This window comes from Streptomyces griseorubiginosus (assembly GCF_017614965.1).
Lineage (GTDB): Bacteria > Actinomycetota > Actinomycetes > Streptomycetales > Streptomycetaceae > Streptomyces > Streptomyces griseorubiginosus_B.
In genome coordinates, this window is the sequence record NZ_WVUG01000199.1 from 1 (window position 1) to 16,366 (window position 16,366).

Below are 16,366 nucleotides of genomic sequence, written 5' to 3' on the forward strand. Positions count from 1 at the left end.
CCGAAATGCCCCGCCCCGCACCGCCGCTCACTGGCCGACCGACCTGCGCACATCTCACCATCTCCTCCCCCGCCTCCCTCCGCCTCCGTAGGTCATCGGCAGTACGGTGTCGTCCATGCGCCCCGACACGCCTGCCGAGAACGTCGACCACACCGCCGAAGCGGCACGCCTGGAGCGGACCGCCGGCCTGTACCCCGAGGACGCCGAAGCCCTGCTCCTGCAGGCCGCGGCCCACCTGGAACTCGCCGGCGACCGCCCGGCCGCGACCGCGCTCTACGACAGCCTGCTCTCCTCCCCGACGGGCCTGGAGCACCCCTACCTGGTACGGGCCCTGAAGGCCTCCAACCTGTGGGAGTACGGCCACGAGGCCGAGGCCCGCGCCATCATCACCGGCGTCCGCGCGGCGGCCCCCCGGGACCCGGCCCCCTGGGTGATCGTCGCGGAGGCCCTGGAGGCCCACGACGAGCTGGAGGCGGCCCAGGAGACGTTCACGGAGGGAGCGCGCCTGCTCCTGACCGACGTATCGGAGCCCCCGTACTCCACGCACCCCTTGTTGTTCGGCCGCCACCGGGTCCGCCGTATGCTCGGCGTCCCCCACGACGACTGGGACCGCCTGGCCGACACCCTCCACTCCTCCTCGGTCTCCCTGGACGAACTCCACGACCCCAAGCGCGTCTGGTCCCTCGGCTCGGACAACCCGGCGGAACTGGAGGCGGAGATCTCCCGCCTGCGCGCGGAACTGGGCACCTACCGCGAGGCCCTGTCCCGCCCCTTCCCCGTGGCCGTCCTGCACTGGCCGAAGGCCGAACTGGCGGAACTCCTGGACGCGTACCCGACCCTGACCACGGAGTACCCCTCCCACGAGGAGCACCTGACGACGATAGAGGCGTCGCTGCGAGAGCTGTCCGCCTCCGGCACCCCGAACCTCGGCATCGTCACGGGCACGGTCCCCTCCTACGAGGCCTTCGCAGCCTCAGAGGCGACATCCCCCGCCGACCCGGAACTCCTCCCCCAGTACGCGACGACCCTTGCGGCCCGGGGCCGCGCGGTGGAATGGCCGCCACAGCGGGGGGCGGCGTGTTGGTGCGGCTCGGGGCAGCCGTACGAGGGGTGCCACGGAGCCTGACCGACATCCCGACGCTCCGCCCATCTCGTGGACGGGCGGGGCGTCGGTGTACGGATCACCGTGTCAGGAACGAGTCTTCCGATGGGCCAGGAGGACGAAGACCGCCAGGACCACTCCACAGCCCACGGCGATCGCACCGAGGACGATCGGCACGGTGTCGCCGGTAACGATCCCCGCGACACACGCGCACATCCCTCCCACGACCAAAACGACGGGGAAGGTCCGCACTCCTCTGATTGTGTCGTTCATCGGTGCATCCTTCCGCCGCGTCCTGCGCCATCCTCAACTCCTCGCGCGCTAGCCGTAGGTGATGATGTCCGCTCCGTAGTAGCCCGCGGCCCCCGAACCTTCCAGCCGGATGAGGGGGCTTGAGTACAGAGGCATGGGATGTCGCCCTGTACCTCAAATGCGGCACACATAAGGCACTTATCGACCATCTTCAACCTTCTACCTCCTCCTATGTCCCACCTTTGCAGTACGGTCACATTTACCGTCTGAGCTGAAGGGCAACGTCTTCGGAGTGGCCCTGACCTGTGCATTTGAGGAACCGATGCCCTACGAGCCCGGCAGCGTCTGGCAGTACGAGGTCCCAACGTCCGGCAGCACGCATCTGCCGCCGGACGCTGGCTACGGCAGAGCACTCACAAACCAGGGCTACGGCTTTGAGGTCGCCGTTGCGGACCTGATCGACAACTCGATTGACGCAGGCGCGGACAAGGTTGTCGTGCACTTCCTGCGCGACGCCGTGCGAATCCTGACCCTACTGATCATTGACAACGGCAGAGGAATGGACGAGTCCGGACTGGACGATGCGATGACGGTGGGAAGACGCCGCACCTACGGCGACTGTGCCCTCGGCATGTACGGCACCGGACTGAAGGCAGCATCGCTCTCGCATGCTTCGTCCCTCACTGTGGTCAGCCGCACAAAGCGCAGCCGTGCCGCAGGCCGCCGCCTCACCGCAGAGGGGATAGAGGACGGCTTCCGGTGTGACACCGTAGACCCCCTATACGCACAGGATCTTGTCGACCGGTACGACGGCATCATCGAGTGGCAGGGCACCGTCGTACGGTGGGACCATGTGCGGGCCTTCGAAACGGTGACACCCGGACAGGGCGACCAGTACTTGTCGCAGGCGATCGCTCGCCTGGAGACCCACCTCGGCCTGTATTTGCATCGCTTCCTGCAGCAGGGCCTCCAACTGGACATCGCCGTATGGGACGTGAGCAGCAGCGCGAACGAACTCGGCGAAGAGGTGGACCACATCGCCGTGGAGCCGCTGGACCCCTTCGGATACAAGGTGCCCGGGAGGAAGGGCTATCCGAAGCAGTTCGCTGCACCCGTTGAGGGCATCGGCGACATACGCCTGACGGCCCACATCTGGCCGGCCAAGTCCAAGCAGGCTGGCTTCCGGCAGATCGGTGCCCTAGCGGAGCGCCAAGGCTTCTACTTCTACCGGAACAACCGCCTCGTCCAGGCAGGAGGCTGGAACGGTTTGCGCAACCCCGAAGGACACCTCGTGCTGGCCCGGGTGGCCGTCGATCTGCCCGCGCACGAGAACAACGTCCTGAGCCTCGATGTGAAGAAGGAAAGGGTCACGGTAACCCCAGCCTTCACTATCGGCGTGGACAAGGCGGTGGGTTCCGACGGCAGTACCTTCTACCAGTATCTCGGTGACGCCGAGGCCGCCTATCGGGATGGTTCGAGGCGCACGGAGATTGTCCGTAAGCCGGTCACCCCTCCCGGCAAGGGGATCGATCCGAAGGTGAAGCGGGTCATTAAGGAGGAACTGCCGGAAAAGGGGGGCGAGGAACCGATTTCATTCACTTGGGCAGCACTTCCTCGTGAGCGCTTCTTCGACCTGGATCGCGAAACGAACGCTGTCATCCTCAACAAGGAGTTCCGCGAGGCCTTCAACGACGGCAGACGCGGCGGCGCGAATGACGCTCCGGTCATAAAAACCCTGCTGTACCTGCTTCTTGAAGACTGCTTCGGGCTCGGACGCTGGGAGCGAAGCCGTCAGGACCGCGTGGACTACTGGAACACCATCCTTCTGGCTTCTGCAGAAGCACAGCGAGCCCGGCGCAAGCAGACTTTCTCGTGACCGCCGTAGGCCCTAGCCCTAGCTCGCCCGTTCGCCCACTGACTGCTGATTGAGGCCCGCAGATGAGCTACACCCCAGCCAACGTTCTCCTGGACATCCACGCTTCTGCTTTGGCAGGCATGGCCCACAGTCCCAAACATTTCGAACGCTGGGCTGCGCTGGCGGCCGACGAGGACTACCCGGACGCCGACCTCAGCGAAGAGCGCTTCCACGCGTGCCTGGTCGGCGCAGATGAGGCCCTCACAGCCCTCTGGAGCCGACATCTCACCGCGTGGGACTTCGCGGAAGAACCTCAGTGGGCGCTTGGCGCCCCCGCCCGCACTGACGAACGACGGGCTGTCATCTATGACCGACTCCGATTCGGTAGTGACCTTCGGAAGGCTCTGGACCACGCCGTTCCCGTCGCGAAGCTCCCCGGTCCTACCGTGATCACTCGCGAGTTCACCCGCTGGTACACCCCGGAGCGCACGGCTGCCCGGTCCTTCTACTGGAAATCGTACGAGGAGAAGCTCCGCGACAAGGGCTGGTCTAACGCGGCGATAGCCAGCCTGGACGAGGCTAGCCGCGCGGTCGTCGAACGCCTCACTGACCCGGAACAGTCCGCAGCACGGCAGGCAAAGGGTCTGGTCGTGGGATACGTCCAGTCCGGCAAGACGGCGAACTTCACGGGAGTCACTGCCAAATCAATCGACGCGGGCTACCGCCTCGTCATTGTGCTCAGCGGTACTCTCAACCTCCTGCGGGCACAGACCCAGCGCCGCCTCGACATGGAATTGATCGGCCAGGAGAACATCCTGCGAGGCGCCGACATCAACGACCTGGACACCCTCGTAGGCGTCGACTATGTCAGCGACGACGACGCCGACTGGCCCGACTTCGTCCAGCACGGCGGGCGCCCTTCCACGCTGGGCGCGTTCGATATCGAACGCCTGACGACTCGGGACAAGGACTACAAGAGTCTCGCCCAGGGCATCCGCGCCCTGGAGTTCGAAAAGCGCGAACCGACCCGCCCCCTCTACGACCCGGCTAACCTCCATCACGCAGCAGCGCGAGTGCTCGTGGTGAAGAAGAACAAGTCCGTCCTCACCAAACTCGTCAAGGACCTCAAGCAGATCCACGGCCTCCTCGGCGAACTGCCTGCCCTGATCATCGACGACGAATCCGACCAGGCTTCCGTGAACACCCTGGATCCGAAGAAGTGGGAGGCCGGTACCACCGAGCGCACCGCAATCAACGGACTGATCTCGCAGCTGTTGAAGCTGCTTCCGCGGGCGCAGTACGTGGGGTATACGGCAACTCCGTTTGCCAATGTTTTTGTTGACCCCGGTGATGACGAGGACGTCTTCCCAAGTGACTTCCTGATCTCGCTCCCCCGCCCGACCGGATACATGGGTGCTCAGGACTTCCACGATCTGGACTCTCCAGTCGCGGACGGCGAGCGGACATTCGCCAACTCGCAGGAGAGAGCACACGTCCGGGGCATCTACGAATCGAGCGGCGACCGCCTCCAGGAAGCGATGGACGCGTTCGTTCTGACGGGTGCCCTCAAGCTCTACCGGGCCGCTCATGGCTTGCCAGAAGCCCCGTTCCGGCACCACACGATGCTTGTGCATCAGTCCGTACGCAAGGACGACCACGCCGACCTCGCGTTGCGCATCAACTCCATGTGGCACCAGGCGGGATACAGCTCCTCGGCCGGCCATGAGCGCCTTGCTTCGCTGTGGGCGGCAGACTTCGTCCCGGTGAGCGAGGCCCGCGCATCTGATCTCCCCTCGCCCGCGTCCTACGACGATTTGCGCCCATACGTCAGCGAGGCACGGCGGCGCATCGGTTCAAATAGCCAGCCGGTCATCGTCGTGAATGGCGACAGTGATAGGTACTTCGATCAACTCGACCTCGACTTCGACAGGACGCCGCATGTCTGGAAGATCCTGGTTGGAGGCACAAAGCTGTCACGGGGCTTCACCGTAGAGGGGCTGACAATCACCTACTATCGACGCACCACGCAGCAGGCAGACACACTGATGCAGATGGGACGCTGGTTCGGATTCAGGCCCGGATACAGGGACCTGGTCAGGCTCTACATCGGGCGGGAAGAGCCCTTCGGCCGCGACAAGACCGCAGATCTGTACGAGGCGTACGAAGCCGTCTGCCGGGATGAGGAGACCTTCCGAGAGCAGCTAGCCCGGTATGCCGTTGTGGTCGATGGAGAGCCCCAACTGACGCCCATGGAGGTGCCCCCTCTGGTCGCACAGCACCTGCCCTGGGTCAGACCGTCCGCACGGAACAAGATGTTCAACGCGGAACTTGTGGAGGTCCGGTCCCCTGGGCGCCCCATCGAGCCTGCTTCGTACCCACTCAACAGCGCGGCTCAGAAGCGGAACACAGAACGCTGGCGGCCGCTGCTGGACAAACTTGGCACGACGCCGGTGTCCTTCAGTAATCCGCCGGACAGCGCGAGCTCGCTGACGCGCACCTTCGAAGCACTCACCGGATTGATCACTCACGAGGCCCTTATGGGCGTGCTGTCCCAGCTTGAGTGGGAGCGTCCACGGTACTTTGACCCCCACCTGACCTATCTGCGGCAGCTTGACGGTTCACTGGCCAAGGTGGACGACTGGCTGCTCGTCTCACCGCGGCTGGCTTCGAACACACGCGTCGAAGCTGGCATCCTCGGGTCCGTCCCGCTATCCCTGGTCCGCCGAAAGCGGCAGGCCGGCAAGACGTCCTTCGGGCGCATCACCAGCGTCGAACACCGCACGGCCGCACAACGTCTCATCGACAACGCCGCCCCGCCGCTCGCCCTCCACCCAGATCAGAACGCCGGAGTCGGCCCCACAACCGGGATCATCCTTCTGTATCCCGTCGTCGACGGCGACAACCACAGCGACGTCCGCGCCGCCGTACGCAATGGATCAGCCGACCCTTCAAAGATCGTGATGGCCTTCACTCTGATCCCGCCGACATCGGCCATGAGCGGGGACCGCCGTCTAGTGCGGTTCCGCGCGAAGGACTCCCGGCACCGCCACGACGCTACTATTCCACTTAGTAACTTGCCGTCAGCGTGACGCCGAGCCCATCCAGTAAGCCATCCGCTTGACATCGCAAAGTTTCATAGGGGTCACATTTTGCTTCCGTTCGAAATAGCTGACGTAAATGCCGCCACCTGGATCGCCAACCAAGAACTTCTAAAACTGGACCCAGAACTTAGCGAAGTCGCCGGACATATCCGCTCTCTCGATCCAACGGGCCAAAGATTTGCTTCCGTCCTCCGTGAAACAATTGACCAGCTACTCAACGGTGAAGCGACAGGGCGGTTCGCATGGAAGCAGCTTTTTAAGACTGAAAAGACTCACGCCGGCACCCTTGTTGAAATCAATCTGCAACGAGAGTTCCGCTTCGATGATGGCGGCGACGTCGGCGACGAGAGCAAGCACCCCATGGATTACCGGATCCTTGGCGTCGATGTTGACTGCAAGTTCTCTCAGGATTTTGGCGGATGGATGATACCGCCTGAGGCAATGGGCTACCTTTGCCTCCTGGTGTGGGCAGACGACTACAAGAGCTGCTGGAGTGCCGGACTTTTTCGAGTGCGCGAAGAATTCCTCAACACGGGCAGCAACCGTGACAAGAAACTGACACTGAAGGCAGAATATCGCAAAAGTAAAGTATTTTGGATCTGGCACGAGGAAAAGCTTCCCGAGAATGTCCTTCTACACCTTCCAGAATCCACGCGAAATCAAATCCTTCTTGAAGGTTCACGCAAAGGGCAGCAGCGAGTCATCGAATTGTTTCGTCGGGTTCAGAATCGCCGCATCGGACGTGGCGCGGTTCGTACGGCGGCGCAACAACTCGATTACATGGCGCGCATCCGGGAGGGCGAACACCGGGCTCGAACGGTGCTTCGCAAAGAGGGCATCGTGATCGCTGGCCCCTATAGCAAGCACCGGGCTATTGCCCAGCAGGTAGGAGCAGAGGTGCCACAGCGGGGAGAGTTTGTAAGCTTCCGACTAACTGAAGCAATGTCCCATCACGGCAACCGCCCATCGGTGGAGTTGGAGGGACGACACTGGGTGCTCGCCACACCAGAGGACCCAGTGGAAACGGCGCCGCGCCTCCCCAAGGTCACTGGCGAGGAAGAAGACTGAGTGAGTAGCCCGAACCCCGGCAACCGGAGGAGAACAGGATGGCCAGCGGAGAGGCATGGGAAGCTCCTGTCGGTTCGTGGGCCTCTTCAGCCGCCCGCCGACGCAACATGCAGGCTATCCGCAGCCGCGACACGACGCCTGAGCGCCTGATCAGACGGCTCGTCCACGCGCAGGGCCTCCGTTATCGGGTAGCGGCCAGGCCTCTTCCCGACCTTCGCCGGACTGCCGACATGGTGTTCGGCCCGGCGAAAGTAGCTGTCTTCATCGACGGTTGCTACTGGCACGGCTGCCCCGAGCATTACGTCCCCCCGAAGACCAATCCCGGCTACTGGTCTGACAAGGTTGCCCGAAACATGGCCCGCGACCGGGACACCGACCAGCGCCTGGAGGAAGCAGGCTGGACGGTGCTCCGGTTCTGGGAGCATGAGCCCTCAGAGGACTGCGCTGACCGCATCGCGTCTGAGGTCACCAAGCGTCGCATCACAAGACGAAAGACAACTCCAGGAATCTAATCAGTCCTTCTTCTGCTCACGTTCCCGCGCTGCCTTCAGCACATCCACAATGGACTTGCCGACGGCCTTGGCTACCGGCGGCGGGAAGGCGTTGCCCACCTGCCGGTACTGCGCCGTCTTCCCGCCAGCGAAATCCCACTCCATCGGGAACCCTTGGATGATCGCCGCCTGTCGCACCGTGAGCATAGGGCCGTCAGCACCGAACAGGTCGCGCTTATGGCTCTTCTTCTCGGCGCACATGTCGATGTCATTGGCTACGCCCAGGCCAGAGACTCCAAGCTGTTTCCAAGCTGCCTTCGCGCGGCTAGGCCCAAGATCTGCACCACCATGTTTCTTCGACCCGCCAACAAGCGTGGGAGCAATGCCACCACCCTTGCCTTTCAGTTCTGCGTCACGTTCACGAGCCTTCTTGAGCCACCGGTCGAAAGCAGCGTGCGCATCCGCCGAGTGCTCCCCGTCGAAGTAGCGCTCGAACCGCTGACGCATGGTCGATTCAAGCGCATCTGCGACGCTGACCGGATCTTCGTGCGTCGCCGTGGGCCACTCGTACTTGAGGTCCTTGATGACGTCGTTGCGGAACGCGACAAGGATGGCTCGGGGCCGCAGCTGCGGCACCCCGAAGTCACTGGCTTCCAGAATGCCCCACTTGCAGACGGTGTAGCCCAGACCCACCTCAGGGACAAGCTGACCGTCGTCGCCCAGGTATGTTCCGCCCTGAAGCTTCGCCTGGATGTAGTCACGGTAGTCCGAGAACTTGGGGTCCATGATCCCCCGGACGTTCTCGATCATGACTGCCCGCGGCTTCAGAATCTCGACAAGCTCCAGCATGCGTGGGAAGAGGTCACGCTCGTCATCCTTGCCGAGTTGCTTTCCTGCGTGAGAGAAGGGCGGGCACGGTACGCCTCCAGCCAGAAGGTCCAACCCTTGCCGCTTCAGCAGGTCAGCGCTCTTGCGTACATCCCGGTACGGGTCGAACTGCTTGACGTCGGCCGCCAGGACGTCGCAGTGCTCTCTCTCCCACGCCCACACCTCGTGGTCTTCGATGTTCAGCTCAAGCGTTTTCACCGCGTACTGATCAATCTCGACCAGCGCCAGGTGTCCAAAGCCGGCCTGATGCAGGCCGATGGCCTGTCCACCAGCGCCGGCACAGATCTCAATTGATGTGAACTCAGGTTCCACCGCCAGCGAGTGAACGCTCTCGGGTTCCTTCGTGTGGGTCATGCCCCCTCCTTACAGCCGTACTGCGGCAGACACATCTTGCAATCCACCATCACTGAGGGTGACAGACCCCACTGACAACGAGACCTCCCCAAGTGTGCAGCACGCCTCTCGCTTCGCTGAACGCACCCTCCGTAGCGCCGAACACTCATACGATATTGCTCATGCGGGCACCTACGTGGACTGAAGACGAACTGCTGCTGGCCGGGGCGCTGGTAGTGAAGAACGGCTGGCACGAGCTGCGGACCAAGGACGCTGAGGTTCAGGAACTCTCGGAGTTGCTTCGCTCGCTGCCGATTCACGGCCCTGAAGCGCTCGCCCTTCCCGACTTCCGGTCCCCGGACAGTGTCAGCCGCAAGACCTCGGACTTCGCGTCGAACCACAATTCCTATCCCGGCAAGCCCACCCGATGCGGCAAGCCCACACTGCTCATGATCGAAGCCTTCACAAACCGTGAAGCTGAGATGCTGCAAGCCGCCCGGGCCATCGAGGCGGGCATCGCCTCGGGTGAGCTGTACAAGATCCCGGTGCAGCCCGATGAGATCGATGACACAGGTGCCAGTGCAATCGAGGGACGCCTCCTCGTCCGTTGGGCACTCGCACGCGAGCGAGACCCCAAGCTTCGGGCTCTCAAGATCAAGCAAGTTCGGAGTCGTGGACGGGCACTCCGCTGTGACGTCTGTGACTTCGACTTCTCCCACACCTACGGAGATCTGGGCGAGGGTTACATCGAAGTGCATCACGTCACTCCCCTCTTTATCTCCGGTCCCCGGGAGACCAAGCTCGACGACCTGGCCTGTGTCTGCGCCAATTGTCACCGCATGTGCCACAGGAGCCGTCCTGGAGAATCCTGGCGTACACCGGCCGCGCTGCGGGAGCAGATACGCAAGTCTGCACAGTAGGCCGCCCATTAAGCCGCGTCCGCTTCAGCTTCGTAGTGCACCTGAGCCCGGTCGAGGATGTCATCGGGATCATGACCGCGGGCTGCGGACCAGTGGAGCAAGTCCGCGATCAGCTCAATAGCAGACTCCTCAAGGCCTGCTTGTCGCCTGCTGCCGCGCCCAACACTGCCATCCCTGGCCCCTTGGTAGTTCTCGAGTGCTTCGGCGGCTCGCTCAAGCCGACGGCAACCCTGCCCGGCGCTTGTCGCGATCTCACACCAGACCGCCTTACCCACCGCGGTCAGCACCGCCCCCCAGTCCGCGGCCAGCGCTGCAAGCAAATGCAGGCCACGTCCACATTCCGCGTTGCAGTCGGCCACGTGAGGTGAGGGCAGCGCCCGGCTCTTGTCGTGCACCTCGAGACGCAGCCGCTCACCCCGCCATTCAAGGATCAGAGTCGCTGATGTCCCCTCCCCTACATGCTTGATGACGTTCGTGGCCAGCTCCGTGACGAGCAACTCTGCTTCGTCAGCAGCGACAGGCGTCCCCCACCGATTCAGCTGCGTTACCGCCGCCCTCCGCAGGAGACGCACCTCTGCCGGCGCTGCCTCGAACGGCAGGACGCTGCGGAGTCGTGGTTCGGTGACCTCGTAGCCGGGCATGCGCCGACTCCTCCCTCCTCACCACGCATTTGCTGCGCACCGTGTCTGTCCGGATGCGGTGCGTGGTTACCTGCACATGAGAATGGCACAGAGAAGTCTCACTGTGTAACTTCTCACGAGAATCGATCGAGTGAATCCGATGGTGTGTCCTCTCGGGCGCTGTCTAGCCTGACGGTGTCCATCGGGCTTGCCACCCGGCGCATTGGCGAAGGAGCCCCATGGCCGCACGAACCACAACCCGTCGTCGCCAACTCGGCGCCATGATGCGCAAGTTGCGCGCCCGCAAGGGGCTGACCCTAGAGGAGGCTGGGCAGCTCGTCGGGGTCTCCAAGGCCACGGTGAGCCGGTACGAGACCCAGTCAGGGCCGGTCAAGTGGATCGTTGTCGATGCTTTGTGCCGGGAGTACGGGGCAACCGAGGCCGAGCGCAGGGCTGTTGTGGGTCTCGCCAAGGACGCCAAACAGCAAGGCTGGTGGAGTTCCTTCGCCGACTCGATCCCCGAGAGCATGAACCTGCTGCTCACGCTTGAGAACGAGGCCGTACGTGAAAGCCACTTCTCCTGTGTCTACGTTCCTGGGCTCCTGCAAACGCGGGCGTACAGCACTGCGTTGCAGAAGGCCAACGAGGTGCCCCTGGGGCCGGACGAAATCGAGCGGCTGGTCGACATCCGGATGAAGCGTCAGGAGATCCTCACCCGCCCGAAGCCGTTGCAGCTGTGGGCGATCCTGGACGAGTCCGTGATCCGTCGCGTGGTCGGGTCGCCAGAGACGATGAAAGAACAGCTCGACCGACTACTCGAAGCGAACGAGTCACGTCACATAACGCTTCAGGTGCTTCCCTTCTCCAAGGGAGCTCATGCTGCCGCACTCGGAAGCTTCGTCGTCATCGGCGGCACCGAGCAGGCACTCGACGTCGTGTACGTCGACTTCCACACGGGCTCCCTCTTCCTGGAGAAGGATGAGGAACTGGAGCGTTACAGACTTGCGTTCGAGTACCTGCGCGCACAAGCGTTGGACATGGAAGCTTCCTCCGCCATGATCCACCGTGCACGCAAGGAGCTGTAAATGTCGGTTCGTCCTCAACCCGCCACCGAGCGAGCCTGGTTCAAGTCGTCATACAGTGGCGGCAACGCGACGGAGTGCGTTGAGGCCGCGTTCGTCGCGTCCAGTGTGCTAGTCCGAGACTCGAAGCGTCCTGGCTACGCCCATATCGTCATCTCCGCCGAAGCATGGACACGCTTCCTGATTGGAGAGTGTCATGACTGATAGGGGCGAAAAGACAATTCCCGAGGCGCTATGCGCCTGCGTACGTCCAGGGACTTGAGGGCAGCCACGGGACTTTGCTGCGAGAGGTCCCCTTCACGTTCGACCGCCCGGTGCGTACAGTCGATCAAGCAGTCATCAACGAGTTGAGCCAGGGCCGCCGCGGCGACGGTCTGGGACGTCTACAGGGAGCAACGGTGTTCGTAGCATTGGTAACTGCATGTGTGGCGCTCATGGCCGTTGCGATTGCGGTTGTCGTGCCTCGGAAGCCCCGGCAGGCGCATTCCTCCCCTGACGCGCGACGCATTGAAATGGCGACAATTCGGGCCGCTGCACGGCGGCGGCCGACAGGCCCTTACCTTCGCCGATAGCGACGGCATCAGTGGCATGGGACGGCATGCCTGCTCGCGACCCGGAGGGCACGTGCTCCCGGCCTGAGATCCCTTCGCTCGCAGAGCGTTCCCTGCCGTCAGGCCAGGTGGGTTACTGCAGCGCTTCTACAGCCTTCACGATCAGGCGGCGCGCCTCAGCCCCGTACACCGCCATGCTGCGCAGTTGCTCGAAAGCCTTGATGTACAAGGCGATCTCGGAGGGCTGCGTGACGTTCACTTCGGCGGAGATCAGCTCGACGGATACGAGCGTGTCATCGTGCACGTCGAACGTCTCCTGCGGCCACAACACCCGCTCGCGTGTCTGCATGGGGATGATGCCGAAGGAGACCTGAGGGAGTGCCCCGGCGGTCAGCAGGTAACCCAGCTGCGCGGCCATCGCGTCAGCGTGACCAAGCTGGTAATAGAGCACGGCCTCTTCGATGACGAACACGAAACGGTGCCCGGGCTCGTGGATCACCTGAGAGCGCTGAAGGCGTGCCGTGGCCGCCTCAGCAGCATCGTCAGGAACGTCCAGGAGTCGGGCGTTAGTGCTCAGTAGCGCGCGTGCATATCCCTCGGTCTGCAGCAGTCCAGGCACCAGGACTGGCGAGTACGTACGCAGAAGGCGCGTCGACCGGTAGAGCTCGACGTAGCTCTCCTGAAGCTTCTGCAGCCCCGAACGCACGCGCTGCCGCCACTCTCTGTAGAGAGACTCGGCGTGTTGGGACGCTGCAATCAGGTCCGGGACCCGGTCAGGAGTGCCCGTTGCGCGGCACCACAGGCGAATGTCCGTCGGCGACGGCGGTGTCCGGGCATTCTCGATGCGTGAGGTCTTAGCGTGGTGCCAGCCGCAATGGGTGGCCAGCTCAGTGACCGTGAGGCCGGCGTTTTTCCTCAGATCGCGTAGCTGCCGCGCCACGTTCTCGCGCGCGGTCTGTGCTGAGGAGGACGGGGATATGGGCATGAGCTGGCCAGTGGTGCTTTCTCTCAGTGGATCTCGTACTGGTCGTGCGGGATGGCACGCTCCCAGACCGCTTCAAATGCGTCTGAGCACTGCTTGACGACGCTCGGCTCGGTGCGCAGCTCCATGGGTGGGTCTGCCCACTCGCCGGTACCGGTGAAGTGATTGAACAGCAGCTGTACCCCGTCGAAGATCCACAGGTCGGCGCCGGGAAGCAGCAAGTCGGCTGCGCGATAGCGGGGCAACCAACGCACCTGCTCGCCAGCATGCACATTGACGACGGTACCGGCGTGCTCGTACCTGATGTAGTCGGTCACCGGTTCGGAGATCACACGAGCGCGTCGCACAGTGACCCCACGGTCGAGCGCACGGGAGATCATGTCCACCCAGGGCGCCCAGTATTCAGAGGCAGGATCCGCGTCCCGTCGGCCGGTACGGAGCCAGTCGTTGAAGTCTTCCACCTCATCGCCCACGGCGTACTGATCGCGCATTTCGAGGTGTACCGCGGAGTGACGTGCGGCCTCCAAGAGCTCGTCAAAGCTGGGTACGTTCTGCGGCATCGCAGGCCTCCCTCAGGATCGGCACCAGTCGCGCGGGGATGCGGATCACCGTCTCATGCGGGGGAATGCCCTTCGTGTGCCCGGGGGCAGTGTTCTGCACGCACTGGTCCCGCGTCTCCTCGTCGGCCGTGTAGCCCTGGATCACGATGTCGGCACTGTCCAGGTCCACCCACGCTGTTGGTGACCCGTTTTTACCGGTCTCGGGATCGATCCCGATGAACTGCAGATGCATGGCTGCCCTCCGCATCGAGGCGTGCGCTGATGTGCACCAAACTCCCGGCCAGCAAGGTCCCCGTCAAGAGCACAAACTGGTCCCAGTACTTTTCAAAAGCTCACACGCACATCCGTGCACAGCGCTGGCCGTGTCGTGTCGGGCCCCCATAACGTCGTGGCCTGCGGCAGCTGTTGCCGCACCTGCTGCCCCGGAGATCACGCGTGGTTCGGCGCCAACTCTCCTTGGGGGCCAAGGAGGATGGAGACTCACGTGCTCAACGGGCTTATCGCAGAGTGGCTGGCGAGAACTCATCCCGTGCCACAGCAGGCCCAGATGGAGTGGTCGAGCCCAGGCGTAGCGCTACTTCCGCTGGGCGATAGATTCGCAGCGATTCGCCTCTGTGGTGGCTTCGTGCGGGCCGCAGTCGGCTGCGAGGAGCCCCTTCACGTGGCCGCGGCTTTGGCCGATCGCTTACAGGGGCCGGTGATCCACGATCACCGCGCTGCTGGGTCTACGTATTACGCCCTCACCCACGGGGGCGGGGCCGTGCGCGCGCAGTTCGAACAGACCCCCGATGCTCCATTCCTAGGAGAAGGCACCTACCTCGGTGTCCCGCGCATCGACCGCCTAGAGCCGCCCGGCACCTACTGGGTCGTGCCGCCCCGCTACGACGGCGATCTGTGCCCGCCGCACGCTGTCCGTGAACTCGTGGAAGCGAGCCGTCGCCGAGTTGCTGAGGACTCGCTGGTCTGACGGGCTCCCGAGATCCACACAACGTACCCGTACATCCAAGACAGACAAGGCGATGATGACCACTGCTACCACCCCCGCACGCACCGGCCGCTCCCTCGTCCCCCAGACCGACTTCGACATGCTCGCCGCTTTCTGTGCCGACGAGTACGCCCTCGACCGCGCCACCGCCGACCGCGTAGTCGACCAGGCCCTCGCCCTGGTCCACGTGATGGGCTCCACCGGGGCGGGCGCAAGCATGGCTCCCTCCGTCCAGGTCGATCCCGGCTGGCACACCCTGATCCTTCACACCGACTGGTACGCCAACTGGTGTCAGGAGCAGTTCGGTTACTTCCTGCACCACCGGCCGAACAGCAAGACCCGCACGCCCAGCCTGATGACGGACGTCGTCGGGAAGCTCCGGACCGCCGGTTTCAAGGTCGACGAGCAACTGTGGGGGACGGCCGCCGAGTGCAATCCGCCTGCCTGCTGCGGCGACGGCCCCTGCTGCTGATCCGTTCCCGCAGAACCCTTCCCATGGGCGGGCCGTGCCCCGCGCTCAGCCCGCCCGCTTTGCTCGCGCCGGAACGGACCCTCTCCCTGTGCCCCTGCCCGAAATGACCGCCACAAGCCGCGTGACCGTCTTCCCCCTCGAGAACCTCACTATCGCCTATACGACCCAGTCCAGTGACCAGCGAGGTCTGGGCGACATCGGGCTCGTCTCCGTCGTCGACGAACACGGCGACGGTGACGAGCTGTGGCGAATGGCAGTGGATCTCGGCGGACGTAACGCCGAGGGGGACCAAGCTCGTTGGATCCTCACCCAGGCGAGCAGGGCCCGGATGGTAGCCGCGTACACCGACCTGCGGAACGCCACATGGACGGCGTACATCCGCCGTAGCGTCGCCCTCGACACGCCGTTCGCGAACCACGACGTCCTGATGACCGGCCGGATCTCTCTGGCGAGGACTGACTGCCACGGAAACAGAACAACGCCATGACCAACGCCCACAAGGTCATTCTTCAAGGAGACCCACGTGTCCAACGCCGACACTGAGCAGCCCGTCTATCTGGCGGGGGACAACTGGAAAGCACACTTTCGGGACTTCACGTCCTCCGCCTTCCGGCTTGAGGTGCACCAGACGTACACGCTGCCCCGCGAGGCGAAGGCCTTACGTTCCTTCCTGGCCGGAGAGCCGATGCCGGACATGTTCAACGAAGACTGGCATGCGACTGTCAGGAGGCAGATTGGACGGGGACGGACGATGACGCGCGCCAAGGTGGTTCGTCAGCCGCTCACGGCGTACAGCCGTTTCCTCTTCGCCTGGGGCATCCCCGGAAACGTCCTGGCCGGGGAGGACTACCGGATCCTGGACCTGACCGATCGCCCCGACCCTGGGCTTCCCGCCCAGGACTTCTGGATGTTCGACGAGAAGGTCGTCGTGCATCTCAACTACCGTTCCGACGGCACAGAGATCAACAGGGAGCTGATCCGCGATCCGGACATCGGCATGTACCTCGCATGGCGCGACCTCGCGTTGAGGAGTTCCGTACCTTTCCGCGGCTGTCACGCGTAAGGCAGTCAGCCATGCCTCCCCCACCGCCCCCAATGCACCAC

16 protein-coding genes are annotated in these 16,366 nt (G+C 63.7%); 11 read left to right on the plus strand and 5 right to left on the minus strand.

The window, feature by feature from the left end; all coding sequences use genetic code 11:
• Positions 1 to 115: 115 nt before the first annotated feature.
• The 5 genes from GRC12_RS29695 (at position 116) to GRC12_RS29715 (ending at position 7,890) form a co-directional block, all read left to right on the plus strand.
• Positions 116 to 1,126, plus strand: coding sequence for an SEC-C domain-containing protein (locus GRC12_RS29695; RefSeq protein ID WP_208782578.1), 1,011 nt, complete (start codon positions 116 to 118; stop codon positions 1,124 to 1,126).
• Positions 1,127 to 1,676: 550 nt separating this feature from the next.
• A complete protein-coding gene (locus GRC12_RS29700; RefSeq protein WP_208782580.1) occupies positions 1,677 to 3,230 on the plus strand; it encodes an ATP-binding protein in 1,554 nt (517 codons plus the stop codon).
• A gap of 62 nt (positions 3,231 to 3,292) precedes the next feature.
• The gene (locus tag GRC12_RS29705) at positions 3,293 to 6,298 is read left to right on the plus strand and encodes a Z1 domain-containing protein (protein WP_208782583.1); all 3,006 of its coding nucleotides are present in this window, start codon (positions 3,293 to 3,295) and stop codon (positions 6,296 to 6,298) included.
• A 60-nt stretch (positions 6,299 to 6,358) separates the two neighbouring features.
• Entirely contained in the window at positions 6,359 to 7,378 is a 1,020-nt protein-coding gene (locus GRC12_RS29710; protein WP_208782585.1) for a NaeI family type II restriction endonuclease, read from the plus strand.
• A 38-nt stretch (positions 7,379 to 7,416) separates the two neighbouring features.
• Complete coding sequence (locus tag GRC12_RS29715; protein WP_208782587.1) at positions 7,417 to 7,890, plus strand: very short patch repair endonuclease; 474 nt, start codon at positions 7,417 to 7,419, stop codon at positions 7,888 to 7,890.
• On the opposite strand, the gene GRC12_RS29720 is transcribed toward GRC12_RS29715, so the two are convergent.
• Positions 7,891 to 9,111, minus strand: coding sequence for a DNA cytosine methyltransferase (locus GRC12_RS29720; protein ID WP_208782589.1), 1,221 nt, complete (start codon positions 9,109 to 9,111; stop codon positions 7,891 to 7,893).
• A 161-nt stretch (positions 9,112 to 9,272) separates the two neighbouring features.
• Here GRC12_RS29720 and GRC12_RS29725 point away from each other — a divergent pair, with 161 nt between their 5' ends.
• Positions 9,273 to 10,010: an HNH endonuclease gene (locus GRC12_RS29725; protein ID WP_208782592.1), complete on the plus strand. Its 738-nt coding sequence runs from the start codon at positions 9,273 to 9,275 to the stop codon at positions 10,008 to 10,010.
• A gap of 8 nt (positions 10,011 to 10,018) precedes the next feature.
• On the opposite strand, the gene GRC12_RS29730 is transcribed toward GRC12_RS29725, so the two are convergent.
• On the minus strand, positions 10,019 to 10,651 hold the full coding sequence (locus GRC12_RS29730) for an ATP-binding protein (RefSeq protein WP_208782594.1): 633 nt from the start codon (positions 10,649 to 10,651) through the stop codon (positions 10,019 to 10,021).
• 218 nt (positions 10,652 to 10,869) lie between these two features.
• On the opposite strand from GRC12_RS29730, the gene GRC12_RS29735 reads away from it, so the two are divergent.
• Positions 10,870 to 11,715: a helix-turn-helix domain-containing protein gene (locus tag GRC12_RS29735; RefSeq protein WP_208782596.1), complete on the plus strand. Its 846-nt coding sequence runs from the start codon at positions 10,870 to 10,872 to the stop codon at positions 11,713 to 11,715.
• Positions 11,716 to 11,916, plus strand: coding sequence for a DUF397 domain-containing protein (locus GRC12_RS29740; protein ID WP_208782598.1), 201 nt, complete (start codon positions 11,716 to 11,718; stop codon positions 11,914 to 11,916).
• A gap of 480 nt (positions 11,917 to 12,396) precedes the next feature.
• On the opposite strand, the gene GRC12_RS29745 is transcribed toward GRC12_RS29740, so the two are convergent.
• The 3 genes from GRC12_RS29745 to GRC12_RS29755 are packed head-to-tail and all read right to left on the minus strand — an operon-like array spanning position 12,397 to position 14,037.
• Positions 12,397 to 13,248 carry a helix-turn-helix domain-containing protein gene (locus tag GRC12_RS29745; protein WP_208782600.1) on the minus strand — a complete coding sequence of 284 codons (852 nt, stop codon included), beginning with the start codon at positions 13,246 to 13,248 and terminating at the stop codon, positions 12,397 to 12,399.
• A gap of 23 nt (positions 13,249 to 13,271) precedes the next feature.
• A complete protein-coding gene (locus GRC12_RS29750) occupies positions 13,272 to 13,805 on the minus strand; it encodes a DUF6879 family protein (RefSeq protein ID WP_208782602.1) in 534 nt (177 codons plus the stop codon).
• The gene (locus GRC12_RS29755; protein WP_208782604.1) at positions 13,780 to 14,037 is read right to left on the minus strand and encodes a hypothetical protein; all 258 of its coding nucleotides are present in this window, start codon (positions 14,035 to 14,037) and stop codon (positions 13,780 to 13,782) included. Before GRC12_RS29755 ends, GRC12_RS29750 begins: the two co-directional genes overlap by 26 nt.
• Before the next feature lie 787 nt (positions 14,038 to 14,824).
• On the opposite strand from GRC12_RS29755, the gene GRC12_RS29760 reads away from it, so the two are divergent.
• From GRC12_RS29760 to GRC12_RS29770, 3 genes are all read left to right on the plus strand, one after another.
• Positions 14,825 to 15,262: a hypothetical protein gene (locus tag GRC12_RS29760; RefSeq protein ID WP_208782606.1), complete on the plus strand. Its 438-nt coding sequence runs from the start codon at positions 14,825 to 14,827 to the stop codon at positions 15,260 to 15,262.
• 103 nt (positions 15,263 to 15,365) lie between these two features.
• Positions 15,366 to 15,749 (plus strand): hypothetical protein, encoded by a 384-nt coding sequence (locus GRC12_RS29765; RefSeq protein WP_244373954.1) that lies wholly within the window; start codon positions 15,366 to 15,368, stop codon positions 15,747 to 15,749.
• Between the two features lie 36 nt (positions 15,750 to 15,785).
• Positions 15,786 to 16,325, plus strand: a complete 540-nt coding sequence (locus tag GRC12_RS29770) for a DUF6879 family protein (RefSeq protein WP_308286668.1) — start codon at positions 15,786 to 15,788, stop codon at positions 16,323 to 16,325.
• Positions 16,326 to 16,366: the final 41 nt, after the last annotated feature.